Origin of the sequence: Methylomonas sp. ZR1 (genome assembly GCF_013141865.1) — a bacterium.
Lineage (GTDB): Bacteria > Pseudomonadota > Gammaproteobacteria > Methylococcales > Methylomonadaceae > Methylomonas.
In genome coordinates this window covers 115,087-133,122 of the sequence record NZ_RCST01000001.1, presented here as the reverse complement: position 1 = coordinate 133,122, position 18,036 = coordinate 115,087, and the positions used below count along the sequence as shown (strand labels likewise).

Annotated in this window: 16 protein-coding genes and 1 riboswitch; of the genes, 3 read left to right on the top strand and 13 right to left on the bottom strand. The window is 52.3% G+C overall.

Going from position 1 to position 18,036, the window contains the following annotated elements; translation table 11 throughout:
• Window positions 1-87 precede the first annotated feature (87 nt).
• Genes DDY07_RS00615 through DDY07_RS00600 form a run of 4 tightly spaced genes read right to left on the bottom strand, consistent with a single transcriptional unit; the run spans window position 88 to window position 2,530 of the window.
• The gene (locus DDY07_RS00615) at window positions 88-636 is read right to left on the bottom strand and encodes a response regulator transcription factor (RefSeq protein ID WP_026603562.1); all 549 of its coding nucleotides are present in this window, start codon (window positions 634-636) and stop codon (window positions 88-90) included.
• Window positions 614-1,987, bottom strand: a complete 1,374-nt coding sequence (locus tag DDY07_RS00610) for an ATP-binding protein (protein WP_171694393.1) — start codon at window positions 1,985-1,987, stop codon at window positions 614-616. Before DDY07_RS00610 ends, DDY07_RS00615 begins: the two co-directional genes overlap by 23 nt.
• A gap of 54 nt (window positions 1,988-2,041) precedes the next feature.
• Entirely contained in the window at window positions 2,042-2,230 is a 189-nt protein-coding gene (locus tag DDY07_RS00605) for a hypothetical protein (RefSeq protein WP_171694392.1), read from the bottom strand.
• Window positions 2,231-2,254: 24 nt separating this feature from the next.
• Window positions 2,255-2,530: a hypothetical protein gene (locus tag DDY07_RS00600; protein ID WP_020483075.1), complete on the bottom strand. Its 276-nt coding sequence runs from the start codon at window positions 2,528-2,530 to the stop codon at window positions 2,255-2,257.
• Window positions 2,531-2,907: 377 nt separating this feature from the next.
• Window positions 2,908-2,992: riboswitch (cyclic di-GMP riboswitch) on the top strand.
• A 99-nt stretch (window positions 2,993-3,091) separates the two neighbouring features.
• Between DDY07_RS00600 and DDY07_RS23980 the strand changes: the two genes are divergently transcribed.
• Together DDY07_RS23980 and DDY07_RS00590 are read left to right on the top strand one after the other, a co-directional pair.
• Window positions 3,092-4,204: a hypothetical protein gene (locus DDY07_RS23980; RefSeq protein WP_253734365.1), complete on the top strand. Its 1,113-nt coding sequence runs from the start codon at window positions 3,092-3,094 to the stop codon at window positions 4,202-4,204.
• 99 nt (window positions 4,205-4,303) lie between these two features.
• Window positions 4,304-5,071, top strand: coding sequence for a hypothetical protein (locus DDY07_RS00590; RefSeq protein WP_171694391.1), 768 nt, complete (start codon window positions 4,304-4,306; stop codon window positions 5,069-5,071).
• A gap of 195 nt (window positions 5,072-5,266) precedes the next feature.
• Here DDY07_RS00590 and DDY07_RS23790 read toward each other — a convergent pair whose 3' ends face one another.
• From DDY07_RS23790 to DDY07_RS00545, 9 genes are all read right to left on the bottom strand, one after another.
• Window positions 5,267-6,919: a sulfotransferase gene (locus DDY07_RS23790; RefSeq protein ID WP_216614689.1), complete on the bottom strand. Its 1,653-nt coding sequence runs from the start codon at window positions 6,917-6,919 to the stop codon at window positions 5,267-5,269.
• Between the two features lie 41 nt (window positions 6,920-6,960).
• Window positions 6,961-8,328, bottom strand: coding sequence for a DNA repair protein RadA (gene radA, locus DDY07_RS00580; RefSeq protein ID WP_171694390.1), 1,368 nt, complete (start codon window positions 8,326-8,328; stop codon window positions 6,961-6,963).
• Window positions 8,329-8,350: 22 nt separating this feature from the next.
• Window positions 8,351-9,268 (bottom strand): hypothetical protein, encoded by a 918-nt coding sequence (locus DDY07_RS00575; RefSeq protein ID WP_171694389.1) that lies wholly within the window; start codon window positions 9,266-9,268, stop codon window positions 8,351-8,353.
• A gap of 29 nt (window positions 9,269-9,297) precedes the next feature.
• Window positions 9,298-9,708, bottom strand: coding sequence for a type II toxin-antitoxin system VapC family toxin (locus DDY07_RS00570; protein ID WP_171694388.1), 411 nt, complete (start codon window positions 9,706-9,708; stop codon window positions 9,298-9,300).
• A complete protein-coding gene (locus DDY07_RS00565; protein WP_171694387.1) occupies window positions 9,705-9,947 on the bottom strand; it encodes an Arc family DNA-binding protein in 243 nt (80 codons plus the stop codon). The genes DDY07_RS00570 and DDY07_RS00565 overlap by 4 nt, the downstream gene beginning before the upstream one ends.
• A 66-nt stretch (window positions 9,948-10,013) precedes the next feature.
• The gene (locus tag DDY07_RS00560) at window positions 10,014-11,606 is read right to left on the bottom strand and encodes a phosphatidylserine/phosphatidylglycerophosphate/cardiolipin synthase family protein (protein WP_171694386.1); all 1,593 of its coding nucleotides are present in this window, start codon (window positions 11,604-11,606) and stop codon (window positions 10,014-10,016) included.
• Between the two features lie 194 nt (window positions 11,607-11,800).
• Entirely contained in the window at window positions 11,801-13,297 is a 1,497-nt protein-coding gene (locus tag DDY07_RS00555) for an endonuclease/exonuclease/phosphatase family protein (protein WP_171694385.1), read from the bottom strand.
• Between the two features lie 48 nt (window positions 13,298-13,345).
• A complete protein-coding gene (locus tag DDY07_RS00550; protein ID WP_171694384.1) occupies window positions 13,346-14,935 on the bottom strand; it encodes a glycoside hydrolase family 57 protein in 1,590 nt (529 codons plus the stop codon).
• Window positions 14,936-14,942: 7 nt separating this feature from the next.
• Entirely contained in the window at window positions 14,943-15,596 is a 654-nt protein-coding gene (locus tag DDY07_RS00545; protein WP_171694383.1) for a DUF4912 domain-containing protein, read from the bottom strand.
• 216 nt (window positions 15,597-15,812) lie between these two features.
• Here DDY07_RS00545 and glgX point away from each other — a divergent pair, with 216 nt between their 5' ends.
• Complete coding sequence (glgX, locus tag DDY07_RS00540) at window positions 15,813-18,011, top strand: glycogen debranching protein GlgX (protein WP_171694382.1); 2,199 nt, start codon at window positions 15,813-15,815, stop codon at window positions 18,009-18,011.
• The last annotated feature ends 25 nt before the right edge of the window (window positions 18,012-18,036 follow it).

Genomic DNA, 18,036 nt, shown 5'->3' with positions numbered 1-18,036 from the left:
CATTATACTCAGAAATATTAGCTTTGCAACGATTAATTGTAATAAATACAAAAATAATATCTTCCTTTCCTAAATGGTGCTGGTCACCTACTCTTTTACCGGCCGTTTTTCCAGCTTTCTTTGCAAGGTTCTTCTGTGCATATTCAATGCTCTGGCGGCGGCAGAGATGTTACCGTCGTGCTGCATCAGCACCTTTTGCAAGTGTTCCCACTCCAAGCGCTTCACCGATAGCGGATTGTCGCTGATCGCTACCGAGGCATCGCCTTCGTTTTTATATAAGGCACTAACAATCTCATCGGCATTCGCCGGCTTGGTCAGATAATGAATCGCGCCCAATTTGATAGCCTCCACCGCAGTGGCAATACTGGCAAAGCCGGTCAGCATGACGATTTGGGTATTGTCATCTAAAGAAATCAGTTTCTTGACCATTTCCAAACCGGAGTCAAAACCTATCCGCAAGTCGATTACCGCGTATTCAGGCTCGGTTTGCTCCGCCAGTTTCATTGCCGTATCAACATCATTGGCGACAGTCACTTGAAAATTGCGCTTTTCCAACGCCGGCTTCAACACCGAACAAAAGGTGACGTCATCATCGACAAGCAATAAATTGGGCTTATCCATAGGTAATTGGTTCATGCATACTCTCCTTAGCTAAAAGCGGCAAACTGATTTCAACGCAAGCACCGCCCGACTCTAAATTACTGAACTGTATTTTACCGCCGAGTCGCTTGATAGTGGTATAAGTCAAAAACAAGCCAACTCCCATACCTTGCTTATTGCTCTTGACCGGTTGGTGCCCTGCAAACTCGATAAATTCAGCCGGCAAGCCTGGACCGAAATCCCGGATTTTCAAGTTTAGTGTTTCGTCATCCCATTCCACATGAAACTCGATGCCCGCATCGACCGGCGATGCCTCGGCAGCGTTATTTAGGATATTAATGATGGAGTGAGTCACCGTACGTTCCGCAATCACGCGCGCTTCCATATCCACATTCGGCGAAATAAATAGCTTGAGCCGGGTAGCGGCTTTATGCGTGCGCCACTGGCCTAATACTTCATCGATATATTCGCTCACCAGCATCACCTTGCCGGATTCCGCCCGCATCTCGCCGGCGGAGGCCGACATCACCGACAAAGCTTGTTTGCAGCGATCAATCTGCTGCTGCACAATCATCAGTTTCTGATGCAGATCCGGATAGCGATGCGCCGACAGCTCTTCCGCCATCTCATGCGTCAAAATGGCGATCGTCCCCAGCGGCGTACCCATATCATGCGCGGCGCTGGCCGCCAAGGTGCCTAGGGACACCACGCGCTCGTCGCGTAGCGCACTCTCGCGGGCATCCGCTAAATTACGCTCCCGCTCTTTCAAGGTCTTGGACAGTTCGACCACAAAAAAAGCGACTAAGCCGGCGCTAAACACAAAACCAAACCACATACCGAATACATGCAGATTGAAATAACGCCGGTCGTTCATCAAATGCATTTGCAGGCTCATTTCCGGCGTCATCTCCGTCATCGCCGGATGGGCCATGTGCGGCTCGACTGCCGGCAAGGGTACGTTGTAGGCAATCAGCACCGTATACACGCAGGAGGTAATGATCACCATATTCCAGGCATAAGCCTGCGGCAGCATGATGGCAGTTACAATCAAAGGCAGCAGAAACACCCAAATGATCGGGTTTGACGCGCCGCCGGTCAAATAAAGTAAATAGGCCAACGCCAGTACATCCATGCATATTTGCGAAAAAATCTCGTGCTCGGTAACTTCTTCCGGGGTTCTCAGCCGCAGCCAGGTGTACAGATTGAGTATGGAAATCGCAAAAATCGCCAGCCACAGCTGGTTTTGAGGCAAATTAATACCCAGGCCGTTCACCGCAATAAACACCGCCACCGTAACGGCAAACAGCATCAAATTTCTAAGAATGTATAACCACCGCAGGTTTTCGCGAATGGATATTTCGGCTTTAGGCAGAATGTGTGAAAGCATAGAAACAACACTAAATTGAAGAAAGCATCGCCGCTAGATACTACCGGCGCTTGCTTACCAAGGTGGAAAGCCGATCAAACCTGGATGGCGGCCACCTAAGTATTCAATCGATTTTTGATAGCAACCTTCACTCCAACCACTAGGTGCCAGAGCAAATACGGAATCAAGCTCGCCGCTTACAAGATCGAAAGATAATCTACGAGCTAATCTTTTAGGAACAAGCGTCACGATCTGACGAATCATGCCTCCAAAAAATAGTGCGGCATATCACGCACCAGCCAAACGCCAGCCGCCGTTTTTATCCACCCATCTCATGCTCAGCCAGTACCAAAACGTCATAGGCAGCATCATCGCAAACCATTCCCAATCGTCGATCAAAAATAATTTGGCAACCCAGCCATTGCCATCGAAATAGAGCGGCCAAGGCACACAGTAAAGAGTAAAAACAATACTACTCCAGATCAACAGTAACGCGCCTTTGCGGGTTTCTATACTGGACAGGGCCAGGAACACCCACAGCGGGGTTTTATCGGTTTTTTGCATACATCTCTCCACTGAAAAATCTCGTGCCAACCCAATGAGCGGCGCAACAACCTAACAATAAACGACTAGAAAAGAAAGAAATTCCTAATCAAATCCACCAAAACAAACTTCACCACCAAGCGGGGATTATTTCCCAGCAATTGAACTGTGTTATTTAAAATAAGCGTATGAGCTATTTCGCTGAATTTCGCCCGCAGCTCACTCATGCCATCCCAGGCAAAATAAGCAGCAATACAATGATATTTATATATTTTATTAAGTTGGCCCACTATTCGCTTTAACTAGTGTACTTGCTTCGTGGTTTGCTTTCCGAAAAGCGGTTAGTAGGTCTCTATCCCTGCCATGTCTGCCGCTGGCGGAATGAGCAAATCTCTGAAAGCAAGCTTTGCCACACCCGTCGTGAGGCGGGGCCGGAAAATCACGGTTCTTAAAAAACGATTTAAAGAAGGCCGGATTGCCCCCATGCGCGCCATGGGCGAGGGCAAAGTTTGGCTCGCTGCTGTTGGTCAAGTTTTGTCAGTTTCGCTGTTACCTTTAATTCCAATAACAAAGAGGACGATCATGATCTTTCATAAAACGGCTATAGCAGCTATTTTGACAACTGGCCTGGCGGCTGTTTCCAGTCAAGCATTCGCGCACTCTTACTACAACCTGACCGGCGCGGGCACAGTAGCCTCCGGTAACTCCGCCATCGGCTTCGGCATCGCCAACAGCATCAACGGTACAGACGGTGTATCTGCAAACTCCAACGGCACCAATAGAGTCGCCAACGGTACCAACGTTTATACAGTCGGCGACTTAAACGCGAACACCTTAATTCCGGGCACAGGTACCGCGGCTGAGACAGCCACAGAAGTAGCAGGCAACCTGCCCTATATGTGGTATTCAGGTCAGCATACAACAGCTACAGGTTTCACCAAACGCGAATTACATACCGGCTCCAGCGCTACAGACAACGATGGCGCACTGACAGCAAACCTTATTAGCTCAAACCCTAGCTTCGGCACCAACACTATCGGTAGCTTGTGGAAAGCTTACTCGGACAAAAACGGCGGCACCAACGCCGCCACCTGGGGCACCATCATGGCCGACCTACCGGCTGATGGCGACCATCCTTACTTAGCGGTAGCAGGCAATTCGGCATCAACCGGCCTGGGACTGGACTATGGCTTGATTCATATTAGCTGCGGCGCAAACACAGCAAGCGCTAACTGCGCCAGCGCGGGCAATATCAAAACCACCATTACCGTGAAAAACGACGCCGATTACAGCCAATTTAACGGCTTATTGGACGTGGCCCTGTATCGCAATGTGGACAGCAGTTCCACATCTGACCGTAACGCGGCTGCCACAATCGGCGAAACGGGCCTGCAAGGCTCAAGCTTGGGCGAAGCTATCTGGACAGCCAGCATGAGCAGCACTTCCGACACCTTGTTCTACTCGTTTGTGTTCGACCAAGCCGAGTGGAATGCCACAGGCACACCCGGGTTGCACACCAATGGCTTTTATACCTTGGTTGTAGGCGCGCACGGTGGCGGCGCGCTCGATGGCGTAACCTACGACGTACTGGTTACCACTTCGGCAGTGCCTGTTCCAGGCGCAGTCTGGCTGTTCGGCAGCGCGATGGCCGGCTTGATCGGTTTCGGCCGCCGCAAACAAGCACTAGCGGCTTAATTACCCAGCGGGATTGCCGCCAAACAACGGTAATCTCCTCACCAAGCACTGTTTAACAACAGGCTTACACTCATATATTTGATTCGATAGAGATCCAAAATGACTGCAAACTTAACCTTTAAGAAACTAGCATTAGCCGGCGCCATGGGCGCGTTAATGTCGATCAGCGGCATGGCTAGCGCTCACGTAACCTACAATTTAGCTTCCGGAGATCCCTTACCGGACGGTTCTGCCGCAGGCCCATGGTCTGCCGGCGATCCAGGCTATATTGGCAATTTGCCCGCCACCTGGGTAGCGATGATCCACAATGACGGCGGCGTTGCCAACTCGCAAACCGCCAGCGGCCACGGCATAGGCATGGGCGCCAAAGCTTATAAAGACGGCGCGACAAACTGGGGGCATACCGCCGATTACGGTTTGTTTGAACTGCATGCCGACGCAGAAGTGACTATCACCGTATCGTCGGACGGCTCCAATCTGCGCCCGGCTTTTGGTTTGTGGAGCGGCTGGGATACCGCGGGTAGCAGCAGTCGTCATCAAGAATACCTGAACAACGGTGCTCTAAATCCCATGGCTGCCAGCCCACTTGGCACAACGCTGGGTTTGGTTGACGCAAACGCCTGGGCCTTCGCAGCCACTCAAGGCACCACCGCCACCGCGACGCTGACCCGTTTCCTGACTGCCGGTACTTACACACTGATTTTGGGTGGTTACGACGGCACGGTAGGCGGCGCCAATCTGGCCTATACCGCTACCATCTCCGCCGCCGCATCACCGGTACCCGTGCCGGGTGCAGTTTGGCTGTTCGGTAGCGCGATGGCCGGCTTAGTCGGTTTCGGCAAACGCAAAACCACAGAAAACGTCTGAGACGTATCTATGTCACTTAAAGCTGATTTTTAACCCGGCGCCCTTAATTACCAGTGTGATCAAGGGCCAGGTTAATCAGCAAGAAATTGGATCGGTGTCGGTCAAGGATGACCGGGGGCACGGAAGCTCCACTTCTACATCCGCTAGAATCTAGCCTGCTTGATCAAAAAGCTTGAACAACCCTGCCCATTCGCTTCATTCGTAACCGAACGCATCGATATACGGCGCCAAGATCGGCAACACGGGTTCGTAAAAACTTTCATAATGCTGCCAACGCGCCACCGAGCGCGAATAAATCGGCTGAGCGACAGCGGCAAAACTCGGCGTGGCAATGTAACGGCCCTTAGCCTTCTCGTGAAACGCGCTAACTTCGGCCACCCACTCCAAATCCAATAACTCAAACACCCGGCGAAAACTGTTTTCGAAATCGTTAACCGTGTCCTCGTAACGCAATTCCATATAACGCGGCTGCATCATCGGCTTCATGTACAGCCACAGATCCATCACAGCGGCATATTGCTTGGCGACACCTTCCCAGCTCAGTAGATTGACTGTCACGCTAGACGGCTTAAACGCCTGTTGAAAGCAACTCAGACACACATCGCGCGGATCGCGTAGCGCAAAGATAATCCTGGCCTCCGGAAATAGGCAGCTAATCAAGCCTATATCGATACTATTCAGCGCCACTTTATCGATAAAGCATTTATTCAACGCATCCGCGCCGTATTCTTCGCCAACCCGCCGCCAATAGTACGCACGTAACTTCCGGACATCATCCAGACCAAGCTGGCGGAGGGCGGCCGGAATGTCTTCTCGCACACCACTCAACCTTTGCAGCTCTTGAATCAAACCATGAATCAGATCATTTTCATCGGAGGTAAACACCTCGGGGTGCGCCGCCAGTACTTGCTCGGTCAACGTCGTGCCGGAACGCAAAAAGCCCAGCAGAAACGTCGGCACCGGTAAGTTATCGGCAAAGTCGCTTAGCGCCCATCGATGCAATAACGCCTGATCAAAGCCCTGCTTGTTACGTTGAATCGCACGAAACACTTGTCCGGCGTCAAGCGAGCTGATTTCAGGTAATTGCTTATACAAAGCCTTAGCTTGCTGGCAAGCCGCAAACGATGCTTCATATTCTTCCAGCTTATCCAGCACCCCTACCAACTCCTGCCAGGCACGTGCAGTCTGCTGCATATTGCGATTAGCGGCTATTACGGTCTGAAAGCGCTGCTTGGCTGCCGGCAATCGGTTTAAATGCGCCTCCAACACCGCCAGCATGTTATTGCAGGCTGGATCGTCGGGGCGTAATTCGCAAACCTTGCTGGCAAACGGCAAAGCCTCTTCGAATCGATTAACCCGCGTCAAATACAGGGCGCGATTATTCAGTGCGGCAGGATTTTCAGGTTCCAGCTTAACCGCCAATTCGGTCAGTTTCAGCGCGGTATCCAGATCGCCCCAGTGATGCAATTGTTCGGCCAGCTCCAGCATAAAACGGATATTGCGGGTTTGCTGAGCGTCGATTTCCAGTTGAAGAGCGGCCTGCTGTAGATAGGCTAAGCCTTCCCGGCGCTGCTGCTGCCAACACAAAGCCTGTCCCAATCCGGCCAGTGCTTCCGCATGATTGGGTTGGATCGCTAACACTTGCCGAAACCCATGCAACGTACCCGCCATATCGCGCCGGGCCACGGCTTGCCAGGCTTGCTTTAAGGCGTCGTCCACACTGGGTATAACCGGCCTCGCCGCCGCTTCGGCCAGTTTTAGACAACAGGCTTTGTATTTCTTGCCGCTGCCGCATGGGCACGGATCGTTACGGCCAAATTTAGCGTTGACGACTGCTGTGTTTTTCATATCGTTCCCTGACGAAGTTTGGCATTGATTATGGGCAGCAATTATAAATCCGCCAGCACGGCCAGCGCTTCTTGAATGTTACTGACTGCATGAATTTGCAAGTTTTTCACCGGATCCTTGGGTTTGTTGCTTTTCGGGATGATGGCCCGTTTAAAACCGTGCTTGGCCGCCTCGTTGAGCCTAGCGTGACCGTTGGCGACCGGGCGAATCTCACCGTTTAAACCCACCTCGCCGAAGAACACCGTGTCGTAAGGAATAATCCGGTCGCGCAGGCTGGAGACCACACCGACCATAATTGCCAGGTCGGTACTGGTTTCGGACACCTTGATACCGCCGACCACATTGGCGTAAATCTCGTCGTTGCCGGTAAAAATCCCGCCGTGGCGCGACAACACCGCCAGCAACATGGCTAGCCGGTTTTGATCCAAACCCACCGCCAACCGGCGCGGATTGCCGTACTGACTTTCGGTGACCAGGGCCTGAATCTCCACCAGCAAGGGCCGGGTGCCTTCCCACAGCACAGTCACCACGCTACCCGGCGAGGGCTTTTCCGCTCTCGATAAAAACATCGCCGACGGGTTTTTCACTTCCTTCAAGCCACTGCTTTCCATCGCGAAAAAACCCAGTTCGCCGACGCTGCCGAAGCGATTCTTGTCGGCGCGCAACACTCTAAAGCGCGAATCGTCGGTGGACGACAACACCACTTGCGCATCGACGATATGGCTCAAGGTCATGGGCCCGGCCAACGATTGATCCTTGGTCACATGGCCGACCATGAAAAACGACACGCCGGTACGTTTGGCATATTGGGTCAGATAGCTGGCGGATTCGCGCACCTGCGACACCGAACCCGGCGCCGAATCGGAATCGGCGGTGTACATCACCTGAATCGAATCGATGATCACCACTTTGGGCTGTTCCTCGTCCAAGACTTGGCAAATCTGTTGCACCGAGGTTTCCGCTAGCATCTTGATGCCAGCCGTATTCAATTGCAGACGGTGCGCGCGCTCAGCAATCTGTTGCAGCGATTCCTCACCGGACACGTACAACACCGGCAATTGCTGGGCGATATGGGCGATGGCTTGCAACAGAATGGTACTCTTGCCCGCGCCCGGCGCGCCGCCAATCAACACCACGCTACCGGAGACAATGCCGCCGCCCAGTACCCGGTCGAACTCGGCCAGACCGCTGGAAATCCGTTCGGCTTGGGCCAGGTTGACTTCGGACAACAAACGCACTTCGCTGCGACTGCCGGCATAACCGGAGTTATCGCGCGCGGTTTTACCGCTACTCAGCTTCACTTCCTTGATGCTGTTCCACGCCCCGCACTGATTGCACTGCCCGGACCAGCCAGGAAAATCGGCACCGCATTCGGTGCAGACGTAGGCAGATTTTGATTTTTTAGCCATTTCTTTATCCGAATGATTGGTGTTATGTACTTGTTAACACATCAAATCCACATTCTGGACATTGAATAGTACTAATTAAATAAGGTGCTTCTATTAAAGATTTCGAAAATAAGTACCTGCAAGCTTCGCAAACAAACCATCTAGGATCGTAATGATTGATTCCACCGAGAGAGTTAGTGGATTTTTTGTCCCGAACAACGAATATTGTTTTATTAGGCTTTTGACTTGAAGTCGACTGAAGACTTATTATTCTGTTGGCGATTTTTTTATTTTCTTCGTCAATTTTTGCCTTTAGTTTTTCTTCTAGATCTTTCTTTGCTTGTACAGCTTTTGGATTAGATAGCCACTTTTTTTTCTCTGAGTTTTTTATTACATATTCTGTCAGTTCATTTTCAGTAACGTTGTCACGAACATCCGACAGATCTATTTCTATTGCAGGTAAAGCTAGGCTTCTAATTTTCTGCTTTTTTTGAGAACTTGAAAAATTAGTAACAGCTATTTCAATCAAAAACGGTTGTTGACCTTCAGTGTATCCGATTATGTCGGGCCGAATTTCGCCTAAACGCTGCTCCAAAACAACGCGACTGAACATTAAATTAGTTTCTTCAAAAACCTGAACTTCTTCAGAATGGTTAACCCCATCATCATCCTCCATAGACATGGATATTTTAAGCTCAGGCAATACTATAAAATTATGTTTTTCAATAATTTGTTTTGCCATCAAATGAATTAATGTCTCAAAAGAAAACTCACATTCAATTTCATGTTCATTGGGATCGTGTGAAAAGTAATGGTCCCTTTTTGATCCTTTATTTGCTTGTAGTTTTCTAAAACAAAATGGACATACACAATTACAGGCAAGCCCAGACTTAACGCCAGAAACGTCTACGAGGATGTCCTTGTGCAAACCGAATGGTATTTTATTACTGGATTTTTTCATTTTATTGCAGATTCAACTGGGTTTTTATTTTACTCACCTTTTGCCAAAAATCCCTCAATCGTCCGGGCAATTGCCGGAAAGGCTTGCAGCACTTTTCGGTCGGCGGTAATCAACGGGACGTTCAACAGTTTGGCCAGCGCGACGAATTCGCAGTCGTAAGCCGAACAATTGCTGCCGGCCACCAATTGCAAGACCTGGACGGAGGAGATTTCGTATTCGTTTTGCTGCAGCAAGGTTTCGGCCTGGCGCACAATCCGTAAGGCATCGTCCAAGGTCAACAGTTTTTTGCGTAGATACAAAGCCAAGACATTGCGAAATTCGCTTTTCCAGAGATTGGGTGCAAGCCAGTGCGGCTCCCGTCTTAACAGTTGTTCGGCTTGTGCGGATTTTTCGCTATTGAGGTAAAGATAAGCAATCGTGTTGGTGTCGGCAACAATCATGGCCGGCCGGCGGATTTGGCTTGATCGATGTCCTGGTCGGTTAACAGGTAATGCGCGGTTTTCTCGCGCAGTTGCCGAGCCTGAGCTAGATGCTGATCGACACTGATTCGGTGCGGATCGATGATCCTTTCCACGCAGTAAATGACTTCGCTGTTAATGCTACGGTGGTGTAGCTTCGCTGCGGCTTTTAGCTGTTCGTATAAATCATCGGGGATGTTTTTTAGGGTCAAGGTTGCCATAACGCTCACCTGAAAAATAAAGCGGATTCCATTATGGAACCAAATCAATACCTGTCAAGCGTCCGATCAATAAAACACCCTAAACAAACGCTGAATCTGCCCAAACTCGTACAAATACGGCTGGGCCACGTCGCGGTTGGCGGCGACCACGATCAAGTCGTGGGAAAACACCGAGGTGTTGTACCAGTTGAAACTGCCGTCGATGACGATGTAATCGTCGATCACGCAGTATTTACTGTGGATGGGCGAGTACGGCACCGGCAGATCGTCCTGACCATAGACCAGACCCACCCGAATCCCGGCATCGCGCAAACGTTGCACGGCCGGCAACAGCGGCCGGGCCAGTTCGTCGGCCATGCTGCGCTCGACACCGATTTTGCCTTGACGAGCCAAGTGGCCGTTGAACAGCAGTTGCACATCGACACCGCGGTCGCGGGCCTGGATCAAGGCGTTGACCACGCTGTCGTGATGGTCGCCCAGCAAGTCGCCGATTAAAAACAAACACAGTTTCAAGGAACGGCGGGCGCGATGAATTTCCGCCAATATGGCGTGATGCGGGCGATACACTCTGCCATTAGCCATGGTGTGGCGGCCAAAGGTATATAACAAGTTGAATGGACTGAGCGGATCGACGCCATATTTTTGAATCACGCCGCCGCGCTGGCTCTGGAAGATGTTATCCAGCAAGCGGCACACGCCCTTGGAATGAAAACTCATCCCGGATTCCCAATTCGCCCACCAGCGATCAAAAGTGATGTTGAACGAACCGATGATGCAATCCTCGTCGTTGAAGATCACGAACTTGGTGTGCATGTCCGGCTCGACTTCGATCAAGTGGTGTTTGGGGGTGCAAAACACACCCACCAGTTCAATGCCGGAGCGTTTCAGGCGCGCATAATTCTGGCTATTGGTCAGCGTCATTTTCCGCCAATCGACGATGCATTGCACCCACACACCCTGCTGGCTGGCGTGAATCAAGTGGTTGATAAAATCGCCGTCGTCGATGCAATCCACGCTGACTTTGATGGTGCACAAACGGTCGGGCTGACTGTGTTTGGCCGCGATGACTTTATCGATATGATCGTGAATAAAACGCTTGGGGTGGTAAGGATGAAATTGCTGACCCTTGGTGAATTTAGGCGTCAGTTGCAGGGAATCGAAATGATGGTTGTACCAATCCACATCACTCTGCAATTGACCTGGGTCCAGCTCATAACTGCGGAAATGGTTGGGCGTGGCCCAATTTTCGTTAATATGGCGCTGCTGCGGGTGATTGTCCCGTAACTGGTCGCCGTCCATAAAAATATACTCATGGCGCGAGGCGATGGAATGCTCACCCAAATGCACGATAAACGAGAACTTGATGCAGCTGATCTTGCCAAATTGCCCGGAATACGGCATCACGTAAAAATCCCGCGTCGAGCGTTTATGCTTGTCCCATTCCACGTCATAAGCATCGGTGTCGACGATATAGGTCTCGCAAATCGACTCCCGATACACCTTCAGCACCACCTTCAAATTAGCGGCGATGCCGTGCGAGAGATGAAAGTCTATCTTGCCCCAGCGCACGTCGAAGGTTTCCCTAAAATCGTTACCGCGTTGAAAACAACCGCCCAATTTGCCAAATACCGGTTTGGCGTAATGTTCTGCTACTTGCATATGGTGCTGCCTAATTAAACAAGCTTTATCTTAATTGTAAAATCGCCTACGGGGACCTCAAAACATTAAAAACCTCCTTCTCCCTCAGGGAGAAGGTTGGGATGAGGGGATTAAAATCCATTGTTTACATCCCTCACCCCAGCCCTCTCCCTGAGGGAAGGGGATTTTTAGAGGTTGCCCCTTTGCAATTCAGTTTATAACGGCTCAAAGGTTAACAGATAGCCGCAATGATCCGATACCGGCCCGTAATCCTGCTCGGTGAACACGGTTCGCGCCGAGCTGGCCCGCAAGCCGCTATTCCTGTCCATGAAAATGTAATCGATTCGATAATCGTCAGCCAGATAATCCCGCCAATGCGCATCGTTAACCCGAAAAATCTGTTCAAACAAGGCCGGGGCGTTGGCGGCCAGATATTGATCTTCGTATTGATGGCCGTTGACCACCAGTTGATAACCGGTCGAACCGGCGGCGATATTGAAATCACCGCATAGCAAGGTGGCATCCACCTCGGCGCTGCGTTTATCGTTCGCCCACGCGGATAGCCGTTGAAATTGTTGCTGAAAGCCGTCTTCCCACCAACTTAAATGCGCGGAAAACACATCCAGGGTGCCGATATAAGGCACCTTGATCCGCGCCGACACCACTTTGCGGGAATGAATGCTGTAGGCGTCGTGGCTATCCGACACGTAGCGCGCCTCTTGCTCTATAAAGGGATAGCGGCTAAGAATGGCCACGCCCTCGCGGAATTTGTCGAACCCCAGGTGCGACCAATCCGTGTACAGATGAAACGGTTGCGGCAAGCGCTGGTTGATGATATTCGCAGAATTGGACGGCCAATCGCCGCGCCCGTCATTCCAATACTCGGCCACTTCCTGTAAGCAAACGACATCCGCACCCAACTCGTCGATAGCGTTAGCAATTTGCCAAAATTTCCGGTCTTGGTCTTCCTCTTGGTAACAATGCAGATTCAAAATCAACAGCCGTAGCGGCGTGCGGCTTAGCGCGTAATTTTGTCCGGCATTGTTATCCCACAGCCGTTGCTGTTTGCTTTCACAGCAGATGCTGTATTGCAAACGAAAAGCATCCCCTACCCTGATCCGCCCGTTCCATACTTGCGCAAGATGCAAGCCGGCGTAGATGGCTTTATGGGCAGACTTTCTTTGCGCCTGGCGGCGGCAGCTGGTGGTATGACTGTGTTGCCAATCGTCGATAGTCCAATGGATCGTGACATGGTCTATTTCCAGCGCAGCGTCCACCGCCAGTTTGACCGGCACGGAATGTTGCCCGTCCTGAAGTTGTTCGGCGTGGCTTAATTGCAGCATGGCCGCGGCGTTGGTCAATCTAGCACCACTACCCGCGCCGCTGAAATAATCGCCACCTTCGTTGTTGTCCCAATATTCGCTGCCGGCTGCTTGCAGACGCAATGCAAAACGAATGTCGCCGGGCATGTCGGCATGCGGCTGCGGCGGAAATACGATGTCGGCCTGCCAATACTCCTGCCCGTCTTCCGCCTTACGGTTGAATAAGGCCGGCAAAACATGCCAGACGCCATCTTCGCCGGCCCAGAGCACGTCAACTTGCTTGTGATAATCCAGGTCGGCCACCCGCATCAAAAACTGCAAGGATTGCTGACAGGCGGCGGCTTTGCCGGTGACGTTATTGGCTACATACAACAATTGGATGTTATCCATAGCTCCCCCTGGAGGTTGGGTTAAGCAGTGCCCAAAACGGGCCTTTGTCTAGGCGGCATAATGGCGAAAATCGATGTCAGGAAAAATATCGTCCATGATTTCCAGCGCGGTCAGATAGCGTTCATCGATACGGTTTTTACGAATCGCATCATGCAGATAATTAAAACGGGCCAAATGATCGGTGATGCGTTTACGCGCATAATCGATAGTGGTGCCGGCCTTCATGATAAACGGCCAATCCGAAGACTGCGCCAGCAACAATGATCGGGCGGCTTGATTTAAAGCCCGTTGCTGTAAATCACTCACAGTAAAACTGCGTAAATCGTTGGCCAGCTTTTCCATTTCGGCGGCGGCCTTGTGTAACAGGGGATAAATCCAGTCATTGCTTTCGTTCAGCCAGTAACTGGAATACCCATGTTCGCCCCAACTGGAAGCGGCCGGCCTGGCCTGCACATGCTGCAACGGCAATTGTAAATAATCGCCGCAACTGACGGTCTGCACGCCGTTTTCGCTGCTGGCCGCCAAGCGTAACACTTGTTCAAGCCATAAAGGCCCTTCGAACCACCAGTGGCCGAATAGTTCAGCATCGTAAGGCGCGACGATAAGCGGCGCTTGCGGCATTTCCGCAGTCAGCGCGTCAATTTGCTGCTGACGGCGCAGGATAAAATCCTCGGCATGTTGGCGCGCCTTCAGCTTGGCCCGCTCCGGTTGGTACACCTGCTTGGTTTGCTTGGCGCCGGTAATCCGGTAGTACTTGATGCCGGTATTGATCCGGGTTTCGCCGTCCAAAATATAAGGCGCGATATATTCCAGGGGCAAATCAAAGCCGATGTCGCGATAATACTCGCGATAATCGCCATCCCCCGGATAGCCTTCCTCGGCGCTCCACACCTGCCGCGAGGATGCCGGATCGCGGCCGAACGCCGCCACGCCATTGCCGCAATCCAGCGGCGCATACACGCCATGAAGCGGCGGCCGATCAGCGTCCATGACTGCATGGCTATCGACGAAAAAATAAGTGATGCCTTCGGCTTTTAGCGCCTGTTCCAGGCCCGGATAGTAACCGCATTCCGGCAACCAAAATCCGCTGGGCGCAAAGCCGAATTGGCTCTTAAAGCTGGCGATACCCACGCCGATTTGATTGCGCACCGACACCGGGCTGACATTTAACAAGGGTAAAAAACCGTGGGTGGCGGCCGTGGTAATCAACTCCAGGCAGCCCGCGCTGTGATGCCGTTGAAACGCCGTCAGCAAATCACATTGATAGCGGTGCTGGTAGCGATGCAAGGCATCCTGAAACCACTGCATATACATCTGCGCCAGCGGCTCAAACTGCGGCAGCCTGCGGGTGCGTTCCAACTCCCGCTCCGCCAGCTCCAGCCGGCCTTGCAGATAATGCAGATAGCGATTTTGCAGCAAGGGATCGCGCAGCATCGTCATTAGTGTCGGCGACAAGGACAAGGTCAGCCGGTACGGCACTTGATCAACATGCAAGCGTTCCAGCATCGCCAACAAGGGCAAATAGCATTCGGTAATGGCTTCGAACAACCAGTTTTCTTCAAAAAAACTGTCGTGTTCGGGATGATGCACATAGGGCAAATGGGCATGCAAAACGATGCTGAGATAGCCTTTGTTCATCGCGGAATTAGTTTTGTTGGCCGGACGCGGTTACGGCAAGCGCCGAAGACGCCTGGGAAGGCAGCATTATAAACTGCGCCATCGCCGGCGACAGCCTTTCCGTCATCGGCGACACTTGCGGCGCGACTGCGGCAGCCTGCGAATACGCCAAGGGATTGAATTCCTGCTGAGCACTGAGCCGACCAATCGCCACCTGGTAAATCCCGGCGATGCAGGTGTCACCGCTGGGCAGCGTAATCTGCTGTTGGCTGCGTTCGGCGGCAACCGGCACATCGAACCAGGTTTTGGCCGATTCGGCCGGCAACGAGACCGCTTTGGGCGACGCCGGATGACTGTAAACGCGCAAGGTCAAAGGCTGTGCATCTGCCGGTGGCTCGGCAAGCGGCACAGACGCCTGATCCGCTTCATCCAACTGCCAATAGACATGGATATGTTCCGGATCGACCGGCAACGCCACCAGCTTGGCGCTTTCAACTTGGGCGGCAGCCCGTTGCAGGGGTGGGGCAAATTCGCGATTAATCTGCTGACTAATGCTTAACAACTCTTGCGGCGAGAAGCCGGTACTCGTCAACCGCGCCGCGCCCGCTCTAAACCGGCGCGGGGCAAAACCCCGGCTAATCTCCAGACTAATAGCCCGCATTTCCTCCGCAGAAAGCGGCATGCGGACTTGAGACGGTGAGGAGGAAAAGGCCATCGGCAATGTTAACGGGTCGGGTGACTAGGTTTTATCCTGTGGGTAGCGGACACTCCGCGACGTATCCCGCAGCGACCAGGCTTTATAGACTCTAACCGTTGTCGATTATTTACGCAAGGCGTAGGCCCGCAGCCCTTATATGCAGTAAAATCAGGACTAATTCACAGTTTCTCGGTAAAGGGCATGCACAAACCATACAGTTTAAAGTCAGGGAGTCCCTATCCTCACGGCGCCCGGGTCAGCGAGGGCGGCGTCAACTTCTCCATTTCCAGCCGCCATGCGACGGACGTGGAACTGCTGTTATTTGCCGAATCCGACAGCATAAAACCTTTACAAGTCATACCCTTACAAAAAGAGAAAAACCATACGTTTTTCTCCTGGCACGTGTTTGTCGAAGAACTTCCGGTCGGCACCTGGTATGCGTGGCGCATCGACGGCCCCGCCAACACGCGCGAGTCGGGCTTGCGGTTTGATCGCGAAAAATTATTGCTGGACCCTTGGGCGCGCGCAATCAGCGATAAATTATGGAACCGCGCCGCCGCCTGCAAGCCAGGTGATAATAGCCAACATGCCATGCGCGCGGTGGTGGTAGATGACCGTTACGACTGGGAAGGCGACACACCGCTGGCTATTCGCAGCGAAAAAGCCATTATTTACGAATTGCATGTCGGCGGCTTTACCCGTCACACCTCCGCCAAGGTTAAACACCCCGGCACCTTTATCGGCCTGATCGAAAAAATCCCTTACCTGAAAAAGCTGGGCATTACCCATGTCGAACTGCTGCCTATCATGGCCTTCGACGAGCAAGACGTGCCGCCGCATACCGCCGATCTGGGCTTGAAAAACTACTGGGGCTACAGCACGCACAGTTTTTTCAGTCCGCATCCCGGCTATTGCGTCACGCCGGAACAAGGCACGCATATCCGCGAGTTCCGCGATCTGGTGAAAGCGTTGCACAAGGCCGGCATCGGCGTGATCATGGACGTGGTGTTCAATCACACCTCCGAAGCCGGCGCGGACGGCCCTGTCATCAATTTCAAAGGCATTACCGGCAACAGCTTTTATTTGACCGACAAGCACGACAAACGCATCTTTCACGACTATACCGGCTGCGGCAACACCGTGAACGCCAACCACCCGCTGGTCACCAACTTCATCATCAGCTGCCTGGAATACTGGGTGCGGGAAATGCATGTGGACGGCTTTAGATTCGACCTGGCCAGCGCGTTGGCGCGCGGCGAAGACGGCAGCGTACTGCAGGATCCACCGCTGGTCTGGGGCATAGAACTATCCGAACAACTAGCTAAAACCAAGCTGATTGCGGAGGCCTGGGATGCCTCGGGACTATACCAAGTCGGCAACTTTCCCGGCTACCGCTGGGGCGAATGGAACGGCCGCTACCGCGACGTAATTCGCCGTTTTCTGCGCGGCGACACCGGCATCATCGCCGAAGTGGCCACCCGAATTTGCGGCAGTAGCGATCTCTATCAACATCAGCACCGCTTGCCGATCAGCGGCATTAACTTTGTCACCTGCCACGACGGTTTTACGTTAAAAGACTTGTTCAGCTACAACGAAAAACACAATACCGCCAACGGCGAAAACAATCGAGACGGTTGCAGTAATAATCTCAGCAGCAACTGCGGCGTGGAAGGCCCAACCCCCGACCCGGCCATAGTCAAACTGCGGCGGCAACAGGTGAAAAACGCCTTTACGGTTTTGCTGCTTAGCCATGGCGTACCGATGCTGCTGGCTGGCGACGAATTTCTGCACACTCAGCAAGGCAACAACAACTGCTATTGTCAGGATAACGAATTAAGCTGGCTGAATTGGGATAAAGCCAAGGACAATGCCGACGTGCTGCATTTTGTGCAGCAGATGATCCGCTTGCGCAAACGCCATCCGGCCTTGATGCGCCGAAACTTCCTCACCGGCCGAAAAATGGAAGATAAGGATATGGCCGACATCAGCTGGCATGGCCTGGAAGTAGATCAACCGCCGCGTTGGGACGACCCGAACACGCGGATTCTGGCCTTTACGCTGGCGGCATTAGGCAAAGATGAACCCGACCTGCACGCAATAATGAACATGTCCGACAGCAAACACAACCTGCAGCTACCGGAGGTTGAGGGCAAGAGCTGGTGTCTGGCCGTGGATACCGCGCAAACATCGCCCAAAGACATTATCGAGCCGACCGAGCAAAAAGCACTGAGCAGACCTTGGTATACCGTGGAGCCGCACTCCATTGTGGTGTTTGAAAACACCCATCAAACCGGTATCGATGGCGGCGATAGCGTGGCCAAACGGTCCGCCAGTTTTTTCAGCAAATTGACCGGCATCAAATTGCTCGACCAGCCGGCGACGGAAATACCGACAAGTTAATGAAACAGCCTGTTGTCAGGGTACG